Genomic DNA, 13769 nt, shown 5'->3' on the forward strand with positions numbered 1-13769 from the left:
CGATTCCGGCGATTGTTTGAATTGTCAGCAATGCAAGCGTTCGCAACAATGAGAGCGCTCACATCGATTTTGGCGCCAAAAACGATAGGCACGGCATGTTTTCGCGCGATTGCGCGACACGCCGTGCCTATCGTTTGCAGTGCCGGCCGCAACGCCGGTCGCGGTGCCGGTGATGGCCTAAAGCCGGTCTCTCCCCGTCACTTAGGCAATTGCGATACGTCCGCTAGCAGTTCCAGCGCTCGATGACGTTGTCGCCCTTGTAGCGGCTTAGGATCGAGTAGTGGGCCGTGTCGAGGCGCAGGAGCCTCGCGAAGTGCGGGTCGACGCCGAGCCACTGCGAGGTGAGGATGCGCAGGATGTGCGCGTGGGCGACGAGCAGCACGTTGTGCCCGGCCTCAAGCAGCGGCGTAACCTCCTCGATCGCGCCTCGGGCGCGGGCGGCAGCCTCCTCGACTGTCTCGCCGGGACCGGCGTGCACCGGCACGGTCTCGCCGCTCGGCAGCGTCTCGGTCCAATCGCCCTGCAGCGACTTGGGCAGCGACTGCGGGCCGTCGCGCCACACGTCCCACGCGAAACCGCTCTCGTCGCTCACCTGCTGGCGGGTGCGGCCCTCGGCCCCGCCGTAATCCCATTCGGCGATGCCGTCCAGCACGCCGTGATTCGGGTATCCGGCGAGTTCCGCGGTCTGCTGCGCGCGGATCAGCGGGCTGGAGAAGACGCACGAGTCGTCGAATCCGCCGGGGAAGGCGGCGCGAAGGCGTTCGCCAGCGGCGCGCGCCTGTTCGCGTCCGGCATCGGTCAGGGGGATGTTCGTACGTCCGGTGTGCTGGCCCGATTGGCTCCAGGCGGTCTGTCCGTGACGCAGCAGGACTAGGAAGCCGGCGCCACCACGGGCGTCGACGGCCACAGTGCCGTCAGTAATGTGTTCGCTCATACCTTCACTCTAGCCCGTGAACGCTCTCGGTTCCACCGCGGTTCGCCAAGTCGCCGTCACATCCGCCGATTTCCCGCGTCACGTCGGAATGCGAGCGGTGCGGCAGCCGAGACACTAGACTGGACGCTATGAGCGAGACGTTGAACGATGAGACGCACGGCACCGGCACGGGGGACGCCGGTACCACCGGCAGGCATGCCGCCCACGCCGCCCGCACAGGTTCCAACTACTCCTCCTCGACCGCCGACGAGGCCGTCGAGGCGTTGCATCGCATCGACGAGAAAGTGAACGACATGCGCGAACGTAGACTGAACGACCCCGATTCCCTGCTCGACAAGCTCTTCAAGTGGGCGTTCCCGTCCGTCATCGGCCTCGTCGCCGGCAAGGCGTTCCAGATGCTCTGGGATCAGGGAACCAGCAAACGCAACCTCGCGCGCGGTCTCGCCGCCGACGCCCCGCAGGGCTTCGTCTCTAGTCTCGCGTTCGCCGCCGCCTCGGCCGCATTCGGCGCGATCGTTTCGCAGCTGTCCGACCGCGGGTCGAAGGCGTTCGTCGATCACCGTCACCGCAGCAAGGCCCGCAGGGCCGGCAATGCCGGAAAGCAGGGCAAGTAACCCGCACTCATGACCACAACATTCAAGATAGGCACCCGCAAAAGTCTGCTGGCGATGCGCCAGACCGAACTCATCATCGGGATGCTGCGCGCACGCGTGCCCGACGTCGAGTTCCAGGTGGTGCCGATCGTCACGCAGGGCGATCGCGATCGTACGTCCAGCCTGCACGTCATCGGCGGCAAGGGCGTGTTCGTCAAGGAGATCGAACGCGAGCTGGAGGACGGGACCATCGACTTCGCCGCGCACAGTCTCAAGGACGTGCAACCCCAGCTGCCCGAAGGCCTGACGATCGGCTGCACGCCGGTGCGCGATTCGCCGTTCGACTGTCTGCTGAGCCCGTTGCCGCTACGATCGGTCGACGATCTGCCGACCGGCGCGCGCGTGGGCACGAACAGCCAGCGGCGTCAGGCGCAGCTGCTCAACCTGCGCCCTGATCTCGAGATCGTGCCGATCCGCGGCAACATCGACACCCGCATCCGCAAGATCACGTCGGAGCATCTTGACGCGATCGTCCTCGCCGAAGCGGGACTCAATCGCCTCGAACCGGACACGACCGGGCTCAATCGCCTCTCATTGCGTGGCACGCTGCTGCCGGCCGCCGGTCAGGGGGCGATGGCGGTCGAATGTCGCGCCGACGACGCGAGGACGCTCGAACTGCTCGCGCGGATCGACGATGCGCCGACGCGCGAGGCGGTGACGCTCGAACGCAGATTCATGCGCGCGATCGGCGGCAACTGCACGCTGCCCATCGGCGCGTACGCGCGACGGACGCCGTTGCATCCGGAACGTCTCGCGGCGTCGGCGGATGGCCGTGCCGTGTCAGGAGCCGCAGGCGCTCCCCTGACACTCGACGCGATGATCGCCACCCCCGACGGCTCGCACGTCTACCGCGCCACCGCCGATTCGTCCGCCAGCCATACCGTCGAGACAGCCACCCAGCACACCGGCGCCACACCTGAGGAGCTCATCGCCTCCGTCATCCGCGACCTCCACGCCGCCGGATCCCCGCTATAGGATCGGACGCAACCGGATGGGTCACAAACCGAACTTGAGCCCGTTATCGGTTTTTGGAATGACCAAAACCGCGCGATTGCGATAGAGGCCGGGGCATTCGACGATCGAAGACGGGTAGAGTTGAACGTATGAGCGCGTTGGGGGCGTATGACCGCGCTCATACCCGTGCATGGAGAGGTCAACAGCAAATCAAAGAGTAGGGGGAAGTATGTCATCTCACAATGATTCCAACACGATTCGTCGCATAGGGCGCATCAGGCGCTATGCGACCGGCGCGATCGCGGCGTTGCTGGTCACGGGGCTCGCGGCGTGTGGGGGCACGACGACGAACGGTACGGGATCGGGCGGCGCGAACGCCGACATCACCACGGGATCGAAGGCCACCGGGCAGTCGTCCGAAATCACCGTCGGCACCACCGACAAGGTCGTCAGCCTCGACCCTGCCGGCATCTCCGAACTCGGGTCGATCCAGACCGCGTACCAGATCTACGCGCCGCTGTTCGCCCAACACGACGGCAAAGCCGACATCGTGCCGAACCTCGCGGCCGACAACGGCACGTGGAACGCCGACGGCACGCAGTTCACCGTCAAACTCAAGCCGAGCCTCAAATTCACCAACGGCCACGCGCTGACCAGCAGCGACGTGAAGTTCAGCATCGATCGCATCAAGGAGATCAACTCCGAGAACGGACCGGTGTCCGTGTTCGCGAACATCACCAAGGTGGACGCGCCGGACCCGACCACCGTCGTCTTCACGACCTCAGTCAAGGACGACGTGACATTGAAACCGGTGCTCAGCATGACCGCGGCCGGCATCGTCGACGAGCAGTCGTACGCCAAGGACAAGCTCGCCACCGACGACGAGGTCGTCAAGGACAACGGATTCAGCGGCGCCTACTCGCTCAAGGAGTACAAGAGCAACGACCATGCGCTGTTCACGCGCAACGGCGACTATCAGGGCATCGAACCGGCGCACAACAAGCAGGTGACGACCCGATACTACGCGGATTCGTCGAACCTCAAACTGGCCGTGCAACAGGGCGACGTGGACGTGGCGTACCGTTCGCTCACGCCCACGGACATCACCGATTTGAAGAAGGACGGCAAGCTCAAGGTCGTCACCGGCAACGGCGGCGGCGGACGCTATCTCGTGTTCAACCTGCGCACCCAGCCGTACGGCTCGAAGCAGCAGAACGCCAACGCGGACAAGGCGAAGGCGGTGCGTCAGGCGGTCGCCGATCTGGTCGATCGCGCGGCGCTCGCGAAGAACGTGTATCAGGGCACGTACAAGCCGCTGTACTCGTTCATCCCCGCAGGGCAGGCCGGATTCGTCGACACGCTCACCGGCGCGTACGGCGACGGATCGGGCAAGCCGGACGTCGCCAAGGCGCGCAAGGTGCTGGCTGACGCGGGCGTGACGACGCCGGTCAAGCTCTCCATCCAGTACAACACGGATCATTACGGACCGTCGTCCGCCGACGAGTACGCGGCGATCAAGACGCAGCTGGAGGACGGCGGACTGTTTTCCGTGGACGTGCAGCAGACCGAATGGGTGCAGTATTCGAAGCAGCGCGTCGTCACCGATTCGCAGGACGGTGACTTCCCCGCCTATCAGATCGGCTGGGCGCCCGACTACCCGGATCCGTCCGACTATCTGATCCCGTACTTCGCGCCGGACGGGTTCGTGAGCAACGGGTATGAGAATCCTCAGGTGGCCGCGCTGCTCAAGGCGCAGGCCGGTCAGACCGACGAATCGCAGCGACTCGACACGATCGAGCAGGTGCAGCAGGTGGCGGCGAAGGACCTGCCGATCCTGCCGCTGCTGCAGAGCGTGTCGCAGTCGGTGACCGGTGGCGACATCAGCGGCGTGGTGATGGACACGAACTTCGTGCTGCGCTACCCGTCGCTCGAGCGGGAGTGATCTGGCCCGATCCGGTCGATCACTCCTCGCCGGCGAGCAGATCCGGCAGAACACCCGCCAGACGCTGCTTGACGCGGCGCACCAGAGCCGGGTCGACGCCCTTGCTGGAGACGGTCACGATCAGCTTGCCCTGCTCGATGACCGCCACGTTGAAGAAGTCCGATTCCTGCGGGTCGGCGGTGTTGTTGACCAGCTGACCGGGCTTCGCGTCCGCCACGACCTGATGGTTCACGTCCCGGTCGTCGGTGCAGGCGATGACCACGCGGGCGTCGGCCAGGTCGCCGGTCTCGTAGTCCTTGGCCTGCCAGGCGATCTCGCCGTTCTTCGCACGCTCGGCGAGCGCCTCGTCCAGCTCTGGGCTGATCACCGTGACCTTCGCGCCGGCGTTGAGCAGGTGCGTGACCTTGCGGGTCGCGACCCTGCCGCCGCCGACCACGACGGCCGGCTCGCCGGCGACGCGCAGGTCGACCGGATACGGGCTCGTGCCCGGAGCGGTGAGCGGCTCGTCCTCGTCGTTGGCCGCGTTCATGGTTGCGTTATCGTTCGCGTTCACAGTAGTCATTGTCCACACTCGTTTCCGTTGCATTCCGATACATCCCACAACGATTTCCAAGTGTAGTCACGCGTCGAGGAGGGAGGCGACTCCGCCGACGACGATGAGGGCGGGGGCGCCGAGTCCGGCCTGTTCGACCTGCTGCTCGATGGTCGCGAGGTCGCCGCCCACGGCGCGCTGGTCCGCGCGCGTGGCCCACTGGATCACGGCGACCGGCGTCGTGGCCGGCATGCCGTTGGCGACGAGGTTCTCGACGATACGCCCCAGCGACTCCATGCCCATCAGGAACACGAGCGTGCCCTCCATGTGGGCGATGTTGTCCCAGTCGAGTTCGTGCCCCTCGCGCTTGCGATGTCCGGCGATCACGTGGAAGCTCGACGCGTAGTCGCGATGCGTGACCGGAATGCCGACCGCCGCCGGACCGGCGATCGCGCTGGTGATGCCGGGTACGACCTCCACCTCGACGCCCTGCGCCTTGAGGTATTCGCGCTCCTCGCCGCCGCGGCCGAAGACGAACGGATCGCCCGATTTGAGCCGAACCACGCGCTTGCCCTCCTTGGCGAGGCGCGCGAGCAGATCGTTGATCTCACGCTGCTTGACCGGGTGATGATGCGCGGACTTGCCCACGTCGATGCGCTGCGCGTCGGGCTTGGCGAGGTCGAGCAGTTCGGGGTTGACGAGGCGGTCGTAGACGATCACGTCGGCCTTCTCGATGCGGTCCTTGCCGCGCAGGGTCAGCAGGTCCACGCTGCCCGGGCCGGCCCCCACCAACGACACCAATCCATCGCTCATTGCCGTGTACCCCTTCTTTCTGTCGTGTCTAGTCGTGTCCAGTCGTGTCTGGGCGGGCTCATCGCGCTTCAACATCCGTCTCACCGATCGCCGTATGCGACATATATCGACGCATCCGCAAACGTATCATCATCATTGTGCATGACTCATCGGCATCGGGATCGATCCTGCTCACCATCGAACAACGGCGGGTCGATCGGGAACAGCAGCGTCGACTGGCGGCCGCCTCGACCGCGGCACCCGTGTACTGTCCGCTCAAGGAGCTGCGCGCCGCGGATCCGGGCGACGCCGGTCTGCGTGCGATCCGCGATGCGGACGTCATCGTGATCACCAGCGGCTTCGCGCTCAACATCTATCTCGCCCACCCCGAGTGGCGCGAAGATGGCACTGGCGAAGATGCGCCTTCCCCCACGCTGATCGTACTCAGCGAGCGCATGGCGGCGACCGCAAGGGCCGTCGGCACGGTCACCGGCACTGCCGGCACGAAGGCAACCATTCTCACTCCGACGGAGGAGAACCAGCGCGGAGTTGCAGCGCTGCTCAAGAGGATGCGATACCGGCATGCGGTGCATCTGTGCGGTTCGCTGTCCGTGGCGAACAGCGCGCTGCCGGGTGACGTCGAACGCGTGCGGATCTACGAGAATCATTGGGATGACGAATGCGCATCGCATGCATGCGAAGCGATTGACGCGGCGATTGCACCCGACCCGAATCGCACCGAGGACACCGCAGATCTCAACGCAGATCTCAATGACGAGAACGCCCAGCAATCGCCGATCGCCAACCGCCGCATCAACCGGATCCTCGTGACGAGCCCCTCAGCCTACCGACGCCTTCGGTCCATCATGCAGCGAATCCCGCAGTGCTTTGCGGCAGACCCCGCGTACTACACGCTCGGCCCGAGCACCACCGCGGCGGTCGAAGCCGACGGAGGAACGGCGGTGTCTCCCGGTTCGCGTGACGATGTCCTCCAGGAGGCCATCGAACGCCTGCTTGCGGACTAGAGCATGCCCCAGGAGCGGGCGTATTCGACGTGGACGATGAAGTCGTCGGCGGTGAATCCGGCGTCGGTAAGCTGCCGGTCAAGTTGTTCGAAGGGCTCCCCGTCACGTTCGGCGCGGATGCCGTGCTGTGTGATCGAGACCTGCCAGTCGTCGGAGTCGCTGACGCGGCGCAGCGTGGCGAGCACCGCCTGCGCGCGGGCCAGTCGGACCGATCGAAGGCGTAGATCCTCGGCGGCGTCCTCCAGCGTGACGCCGGTGCGGCGCAGCGTCCAGTTCGCGAACGGGATGTCGACGATCACATGCCACACGACGGGCAGACCGGAGTCGGAGGTGGTGCCGGAGGTATCGGCCTCGCGCGGGCGGGCAAGCAGATCAGTGAAGGACATGTGGGCTCCTTACGGGATTGGGAAGATGTGGAAACGGCACCGGGAACTGTCCGGAAGAATCCGGAGGAGCTCCCGGTGCCGTTTGGTTGGTTGATTGAGGCCGAACGTCAGGCGGCGACGGAGATGGTGGACCAGAAGCCGGGCAGCAGCACCGCGGACAGGATGAAGCCGAGGATGATGTTGACCACGGCGCCGATGCTGAAGGCGGCGATCGGCTTCCAACCGAGCGAGGACAGCTGCTTGAATCGGGTCGTCAGGCCGATGGAGAGGAACGTGAACGTGAACGCCCACGTGCGCAGCTCCTTGACCGGCGCGATCAGGTCGTTGCTGATGCTCGCGGAGGAGCCCGCACCGGCCGTGGCGATGACGATGGTCAGGAAGATCGAGGCGACGAAGAAGCCGATGACGAACTTCGGGAAGCGGTGCCAGATCTGGGAGACGTCGAGCTTCTGCTTGGGCAGCGCGTTCACGTCCTTGCCGGCGGCCTTGGCCTCGGCGACGCGATCCTGACGATCCCAGTAGGTGATGGCGATGAACGCCAGGATCAGGCACCACACGCCGATGAAGATGTCACGGCCGACGACCTTCATCAGGGTGAAGGCCGCGATGCCCTGCTCGCCGAAGCTGGAGGCGGCGGTCACGCCGGCCGCGTCGGCGAACTCGGAGGTGCCGATCCACGCGCCGGCCACGCCGTCGGGCAGACCGAACGCCTTGGACAGGCCCGTAAGCAGGAAGATGGAGATGATCGCCCAGACCACGACGATCGAGATCACCGCGGAGACGTGTTCCTTGCGGCTCTTGACGGCGGAACCCACGGCGATGCCGGCGGAGACGCCGCAGATCGAGCCGCCCGCGCCGAGCGTCGCGGCGAATCGCTTGTCGAGGCCGAAGCCCTTCGAGGCGACGAAGTAGATGACGAGGAACGTGGAGACGGCGATGAACGTGGCCTGCAGGAACGCGACCGGGCCGGCCGACAGGATCGTGGTGAACGGCAGCGTCGCGCCGAGCAGGACGATGCCGACCTTCACATACAGTTCAGTGCGCAGCGCGCCGCCGAAGAAGCCTTCCGCGTTGACGATATTGCCGATGATCAGGCCGATGACCAGCGCGACGAGCGGGGCCTCAAGGTTGTACGAGGAGGCGAACTTCGAGGTGCTGAACACGTTGACCGCGAAGCTCAGGATGAACAGCGCGAGGAATCCGCCGAGGAAGGCGGAGACCTTGAGCTTGAGGAAGTAGGCGGCGATGCCGAAGACCGCCGCGAACAGGACGAACAGCAGCACGATGTTCGGCCAGCGTTCGGCGAGACCGGCCGCGTGCGTGGTGGCGCCGTTCTTGGTCACGTCGCCGCCGCCGAACAGGAACGACCAGGTTCCCCAACCGGGGATCTTCGCCGCGAACAGGTTGAGCGAGCTGCCCGCCGCCCACAGCACGAAGCCGAGCACGACGATGCCGAGGCCGATGAACACGGCCCACCAGTCCTCGCTGCCGAGGATCTTGTTGCCCTCGGCGGCGGCCGGTACGGCTTCCTTCACTTTGGTTTTCTGCGTTTGCTTCGTCGACGCCGCTGTAGCGGTCGACGGTACGGTTGATGCGGTCACGATATTCTTCCCCTCTGCTTGACTTCGAATGGTGACGTTCCACGGCGTCTGCCCCGTCGGTCGGCTGGGTTCGCCGACCGCCTGTATCGGTTCCGGATGTCCCCCGACATCCTTTTCATGGTTCCGATGCGCTTGACTACGTCGTGTTGGTTTGATTCTAAGCGGGCGATTCCGCCGCCGGCAAGCTCGCCATTACAGCAAAAACGGGCATGTCGCTATCGAAGGAATCAATAGCGGCATGCCCGTGTGCATAACGAACACAGTCAGTTGGTGGCGAAGAACTCCTGGTAGATCGAATCCTTGGCGGTGTTGAACGCCTCACCGATGCGCTGGCGAGGCCAGCCCAGGTCGATGTGCTCGACGCGTTTGATCTCGCCGGGATGCGGCTTCATCACGACCACGGTCTGCCCCAGATACACGGCCTCATCGATATCGTGGGTGACGATCACCATCGTGATGTGCTCGCTCTGCCAGATGCGCAGCAGCTGATCCTGCAGCTTGATCTTGGTGATCGCGTCCAGTGCGCCGAACGGCTCGTCGAGCAGCAGGATCTTCGGCCGGTTGGCGAGCGCACGCGCGATGGCGACGCGCTGCGACATACCGCCGGACAGCTGCTTGGGCAGCGCGTCCTCGAAGCCGGTCAGACCCACCAGATCGATGTTCGACTGGATCAGCTCGTCGTCCTTCTTGTGTTCGGGCGGCAGTGCGAAGCGGATGTTCTCGCGCACCGACAGCCATGGCAGAAGGCGGTGATCCTGGAACACGAAGCCCTTGTCGCGCCCCGGTCCGGGGATCGGCTGGCCGTCCATCAGCGCCTCGCCGTCGTAGTCGGTGTCGAGTCCGCCGATGATGCGCAGCAGCGTGGATTTGCCGCAGCCGGACGGTCCGATGATCGACGTGAATCCGCCTCGCGGGAAGTTGAGCGTGACGTCGTGCAGCGCCTCCACGTCACCGTTGTCGGTGTGGAACACCTTGGTGAGGTGACGGATGTCGATGATGTCGTCAGTCATGCACACACGCTCACAGCCACTTGACGATGCGTCGACGCTGCCATTCGACGACGTCGTCCATGAGCTTGCCGATCACGCCGATGAGGAGCATGGCGAGGATCACCACGTCGGGGCGGGACATCGAACGGCCGTCGGAGAGCATGAAGCCCACGCCGGAGGTCGCGCCGATCATCTCGGCGGCGACGACGCAGATCCACGCGCCGGACAGGCCGAGGCGGATGCCGGTGAGGATCTGCGGCAGGGCCGCGGGGATCACCACCTGACGAATGAACCGCCACTTCGGGATCTCGTACACCTCGCCCAGTTCGAAGTAGCGCTTGTCGATGCCCTTGATGCCGTCGACGATGTTGACGAACATCGGGAAGAACGCGCCGATGAAGATGATGTAGATCTTCGAGTTCTCGCCGATGCCGAACCACAGGATCGCCAGCGGAATCCACGCGATGCCCGGAATCGGGCGCAGAACCTGCATGACCAGGTCGATGAAGCGCTCGAACCTGCGGGAGATGCCGGCGGCGACGCCCAGTACGGCGGCCGCGACGAGTGCCACGAGGAATCCTTCGAGCACACGCGTGAAGCTCACCAGAATGTTGATGAGCAGTTCGCCGTCGGTGGCGTATTCGACCGCCGCCGCGACGATCTGCTGGGGAGTGGCCATGGAGTAGGACTGCGTCTGACCGGCCGAGCCGTACAGCGACCACAGGGCCACGATGGCGATGGGCAGCACCAGATACAGCAGCCATCCCGTCACGCCGGTCAGTCCGAGCGTCGACGCCTTGCGTCGTCTGCGAGCGGCCGTCTTTGCGGCCGTTTCATTCGCCCCCATGGTCCCGGTCTGTGCCGTCTTGCCGCTCACGACCTCACCGACGGCCTCCGGACGCCCGGAGCGTCCGTGCACCCATGCCGGCAACCCGGCGATTACCTTCTCCACCATTGCACTTCCACCTTTCGTTCATTGCGCTCTGTTGACTGTTCCTCAGTCCCGCTTCGCGGGGAGGAGCAGTCAGTTCTGATAGCTGGTGTCGATCAGCTTGTCGACGTCGACCTCGGACTTGAGAATGCCGTTCTTCCAGGCGAAGTCCTCGACCTGCTTGATCGCGTCGATGTCCGCGGATTCGAGCTTGGTCGTGAACGTCAGACGGGTCCAGATCTTCTTGAGCTGATCGGTGCTCACGCCGAAGTCCTTGGAAACCGCGGCGGCGGCCTTGTCCGGATCCTTGTTGATGAGGTCGGCGCCGCGCTGCACGGCGCGGTTGTACGCCTTGACCACCTCGGGATGCTGCTTGGCGTAGTCGGTGGTGAAGTACGTGATCATGTTGCCGCGCTTGATGCCGGTGCCGTCCGCCAGCACGCGGGCCGTACCGTCATCCTCGAGCTTGGTGATGTACTGCTCCCAGATGACGATCGCGTCGACGCTCTTGTTCTGCAGGGCGGCGACCTGATCGTCGGCCGACAGGTTCGCGGAGGTGACGTCGTTCAGCGTCAGGCCGTCCTTGCTCAGCAGCAGGGCGAGCAGATGCTCGGCGTAGGATCCGACGGCGTATCCGACCTTCTTCCCCTTCAGGTCGGTGACCGACTTGATCGGAGAGTCCTTCGGCACCAGCACGGCCAGCGCCTTCTCGCCGTAGGCCACGTTGGAGACGATACTGATGTCCTGGCCGGTCGACTTGGCGATGATCGCCGGCAGGTCGGCCATGTAGCCGACGTCCGCGTTACCGGCCGCGACCGCCTCGTTGACCAGCGGGACGCTCTTGAACGAATCCCATGTGAAGCTGGCCTTGGCCTTGGCAAGCTCCTCCTTCAGATACCCCTCCTCGTAGGCGACCCAGATGTCGGAATACAGCGGGTACGGCTGTGCGGCGATGCGCACGGTCGTGGTGCTGCCGCTGTTGCTGCCCTTCGACTTGTCGCTCGCGTTGGCGATCAGCGCGCTCGGACTCGAGCAGGCGGCCAGCGTCATGACCAGAGCGACCGCCGTGGCCGCCGCCTTGATGACTCTGCCTGCCAGAGATGATCTCGTGGATGCGTTCATTCCCCTTGTTCCCCCGATATGTGGTGTTTCTATGCGTTCGAGCCGTGACGGCCCGTGATTGTTTTTCGTAGATGTGGATTACGCCGCGGTCAAACCCCAACCTGACCGCGTGTAGCCTCCAGTATCGCGCATCCGCACTGCCATGACGGGCCGAAATCGGGAGATTGACTAGACCTAAAATCTTGAACCCCTTATCAGCCCTTGAAATTCAGCCGAAATTCAGCCGATTACGGCCTCACTTCGAAACCTTGTACCGGTACCCCGGATGCGTCGGCTTGAGATGATCGCCTGCGCCGAACAGCTTGTTGCGCAGCGTGCCGGGCGCGTACTCGGTCTGGTAGACGCCACGCTCCTGCAGGATCGGCACCACGTAGTCGATGATGTCCTCGAACGTGCCCGGATTGGTCACGTAGGCGAGGTTGAACCCGTCCACGTCGGTGAGTTCGACGATGCGCTGCAGCTCGTCGGCCACCTGCTCGCCCGAGCCGACCACCACCGGGCTGTTGCCGCCGATGGCGCGCCTGATGGCGATGTCTCGCACCGTCCATCGCTTGCCGTCGTCGCCGGTCACCTTCTGCATGTTGGCGGCGGTCGACTGGATGGCATTCGATTCGATGTCGTCCAGCGGCTGGTCGAGATCGTACTTCGACAAGTCGGTGCCGATCCAGCCCGAGTACAGCGTCAGCGCGCCCTCGGTGGAGGCGTACCGCTCGTAGTCGTGGTACTTGTCCCACGCCTCCTGCTCGGTGTTGGCGGTGATCGCGGTGAGCATCATGAAGATGCGCGCATCGTAGCGGCCGCGACCGGCGGCCTCGAGCGAATCGCGGATCTGCCTGACGGTCGGGGCCACCAGTTCCGGCGTCGGCCCGGTCACGAAGATCGCCTCGGCGTTCTCGGCGGCGAAGCGGATGCCGCGCGGCGATCCGCCCGCCTGGAAGATGACCGGCGTGCGCTGCGGCGACGGCTCGCACAGGTGGATGCCGGGCACGTCGAAGAACTCGCCGTGATGGTTGATCGGATGCACCTTCGCCGGGTCGGCGTACACGTCGTGGGCCTTGTCCCTGACGACGGCGTCATCCTCCCACGAGCCCTCCCAGAGCTTGTAGAGCACCTCGATGTATTCGTCGGCGTAGTCGTAGCGCTTGTCGTGCGGGATGTCCTGCTGTCCCATGTTGCGCAGGGCGGAGGGCAGGTACCCGGTCACCACGTTCCAGCCGACGCGGCCGTTCGTGATGTGATCGAGCGAGCTCATACGCCGGGCGAACGTGTACGGATGCTCGTAGAAGACGCCGGCGGTCACGCCGAATCCCAGATCGTGCGTGGCGGCCGCCATCGCGGAGACCAATGTGGTCGGATCGTTGATCGGCAGCTGGGAGGCGGTGCGCAGCGCGGAGTCCACGTTGCCGCCGTACACGTCGAAATAGCCGACCAGATCGGCGATGAACATCGCGTCGAACCTGCCCCGCTCGAACAGTCGGGCCAGTTCGATCCAGTGATCGAGTTTGGTGTAGTCCGCCGAGCGATCGCCCGGATAGCGCCACATGCCCGAGGACTGGTGCCCCACGCAGTCCTTGACGAAGCCGTTGAAATGAATCTGTCGTGCAGACTGACGAGCGAAGTCCCCCACCTGTGTTGCCACCTTTCGTGTGATCGTATGCGCGCGGATTGCGCCGATGCCGGCCGTCTTCCCCGATCCGCCGGCCGATATCCCATTATGACGTCAGCGGCATCGCGCGGCACGGCGGAGGCCTATAGACGCTGCTTATCGCCGATTATCACCAGTCCTTTAGGTCCACGCACCTTATGATGCGCCATAGCATTTGGCTATAGCGATTCCTTCCCGATGCCGCCCGTCGCCCCTCGAATCGCCCATACAATGGCCGGTAATCACCGCAATCGGGGGTTTCA

13 protein-coding genes are annotated in these 13769 nt (G+C 64.7%); 4 read left to right on the forward strand and 9 right to left on the reverse strand.

Features of this window, described 5'->3' with window-relative positions:
- Window positions 1-223: 223 nt before the first annotated feature.
- Entirely contained in the window at window positions 224-934 is a 711-nt protein-coding gene (locus tag BW11_RS09930) for a histidine phosphatase family protein (protein ID WP_140476367.1), read from the reverse strand.
- A 128-nt stretch (window positions 935-1062) separates the two neighbouring features.
- Here BW11_RS09930 and BW11_RS09935 point away from each other — a divergent pair, with 128 nt between their 5' ends.
- From BW11_RS09935 to BW11_RS09945, 3 genes are all read left to right on the forward strand, one after another.
- Complete coding sequence (locus BW11_RS09935) at window positions 1063-1548, forward strand: DUF4235 domain-containing protein (protein WP_140445591.1); 486 nt, start codon at window positions 1063-1065, stop codon at window positions 1546-1548.
- 9 nt (window positions 1549-1557) lie between these two features.
- Window positions 1558-2562, forward strand: a complete 1005-nt coding sequence (gene hemC / locus BW11_RS09940) for a hydroxymethylbilane synthase (protein WP_140445592.1) — start codon at window positions 1558-1560, stop codon at window positions 2560-2562.
- Between the two features lie 208 nt (window positions 2563-2770).
- Window positions 2771-4483, forward strand: coding sequence for an ABC transporter substrate-binding protein (locus BW11_RS09945; RefSeq protein ID WP_140445593.1), 1713 nt, complete (start codon window positions 2771-2773; stop codon window positions 4481-4483).
- A 19-nt stretch (window positions 4484-4502) separates the two neighbouring features.
- Here the strand turns inward: BW11_RS09945 and BW11_RS09950 are convergent, their stop codons facing one another.
- Window positions 4503-5045, reverse strand: a complete 543-nt coding sequence (locus BW11_RS09950) for a bifunctional precorrin-2 dehydrogenase/sirohydrochlorin ferrochelatase (protein ID WP_160268291.1) — start codon at window positions 5043-5045, stop codon at window positions 4503-4505.
- Window positions 5046-5102: 57 nt separating this feature from the next.
- Entirely contained in the window at window positions 5103-5828 is a 726-nt protein-coding gene (cobA, locus tag BW11_RS09955; protein WP_140445594.1) for a uroporphyrinogen-III C-methyltransferase, read from the reverse strand.
- A 137-nt stretch (window positions 5829-5965) separates the two neighbouring features.
- On the opposite strand from cobA, the gene BW11_RS09960 reads away from it, so the two are divergent.
- Entirely contained in the window at window positions 5966-6832 is an 867-nt protein-coding gene (locus BW11_RS09960) for a uroporphyrinogen-III synthase (protein ID WP_181162589.1), read from the forward strand.
- Here BW11_RS09960 and BW11_RS09965 read toward each other — a convergent pair.
- The 6 genes from BW11_RS09965 to BW11_RS09990 all read right to left on the reverse strand — a co-directional run bounded on the left by BW11_RS09965 (window position 6829) and on the right by BW11_RS09990 (window position 13500).
- Window positions 6829-7218, reverse strand: a complete 390-nt coding sequence (locus tag BW11_RS09965; protein ID WP_140445596.1) for a hypothetical protein — start codon at window positions 7216-7218, stop codon at window positions 6829-6831. The genes BW11_RS09960 and BW11_RS09965 overlap by 4 nt on opposite strands.
- Before the next feature lie 107 nt (window positions 7219-7325).
- On the reverse strand, window positions 7326-8753 hold the full coding sequence (locus BW11_RS09970) for a YeiH family protein (RefSeq protein ID WP_219846750.1): 1428 nt from the start codon (window positions 8751-8753) through the stop codon (window positions 7326-7328).
- A 329-nt stretch (window positions 8754-9082) separates the two neighbouring features.
- Window positions 9083-9829 (reverse strand): ABC transporter ATP-binding protein, encoded by a 747-nt coding sequence (locus BW11_RS09975; RefSeq protein WP_107044828.1) that lies wholly within the window; start codon window positions 9827-9829, stop codon window positions 9083-9085.
- A 10-nt stretch (window positions 9830-9839) separates the two neighbouring features.
- A complete protein-coding gene (locus tag BW11_RS09980) occupies window positions 9840-10763 on the reverse strand; it encodes an ABC transporter permease (protein ID WP_219846751.1) in 924 nt (307 codons plus the stop codon).
- Window positions 10764-10832: 69 nt separating this feature from the next.
- Complete coding sequence (locus BW11_RS09985) at window positions 10833-11861, reverse strand: aliphatic sulfonate ABC transporter substrate-binding protein (RefSeq protein WP_140445597.1); 1029 nt, start codon at window positions 11859-11861, stop codon at window positions 10833-10835.
- A gap of 235 nt (window positions 11862-12096) precedes the next feature.
- A complete protein-coding gene (locus BW11_RS09990) occupies window positions 12097-13500 on the reverse strand; it encodes an LLM class flavin-dependent oxidoreductase (protein WP_219846752.1) in 1404 nt (467 codons plus the stop codon).
- Window positions 13501-13769: the final 269 nt, after the last annotated feature.

It is taken from the genome of Bifidobacterium sp. UTCIF-38 (genome assembly GCF_006454495.1).
GTDB lineage: Bacteria > Actinomycetota > Actinomycetes > Actinomycetales > Bifidobacteriaceae > Bifidobacterium > Bifidobacterium callitrichos.

Excerpts from the sequence above, each read along its gene's own strand:
- BW11_RS09930 (WP_140476367.1), bottom strand. The coding sequence starts at position 934 with ATGAGCGAACACATTACTGACGGCACTGTGGCCGTCGACGCCCGTGGT.
- BW11_RS09935 (WP_140445591.1), top strand. The coding sequence starts at position 1,063 with ATGAGCGAGACGTTGAACGATGAGACGCACGGCACCGGCACGGGGGAC.
- hemC (WP_140445592.1), top strand. The coding sequence starts at position 1,558 with ATGACCACAACATTCAAGATAGGCACCCGCAAAAGTCTGCTGGCGATG.
- BW11_RS09945 (WP_140445593.1), top strand. The coding sequence starts at position 2,771 with ATGTCATCTCACAATGATTCCAACACGATTCGTCGCATAGGGCGCATC.
- BW11_RS09950 (WP_160268291.1), bottom strand. The coding sequence starts at position 5,045 with ATGACTACTGTGAACGCGAACGATAACGCAACCATGAACGCGGCCAAC.
- cobA (WP_140445594.1), bottom strand. The coding sequence starts at position 5,828 with ATGAGCGATGGATTGGTGTCGTTGGTGGGGGCCGGCCCGGGCAGCGTG.
- BW11_RS09965 (WP_140445596.1), bottom strand. The coding sequence starts at position 7,218 with ATGTCCTTCACTGATCTGCTTGCCCGCCCGCGCGAGGCCGATACCTCC.
- BW11_RS09975 (WP_107044828.1), bottom strand. The coding sequence starts at position 9,829 with ATGACTGACGACATCATCGACATCCGTCACCTCACCAAGGTGTTCCAC.
- BW11_RS09980 (WP_219846751.1), bottom strand. The coding sequence starts at position 10,763 with ATGGTGGAGAAGGTAATCGCCGGGTTGCCGGCATGGGTGCACGGACGC.
- BW11_RS09985 (WP_140445597.1), bottom strand. The coding sequence starts at position 11,861 with ATGAACGCATCCACGAGATCATCTCTGGCAGGCAGAGTCATCAAGGCG.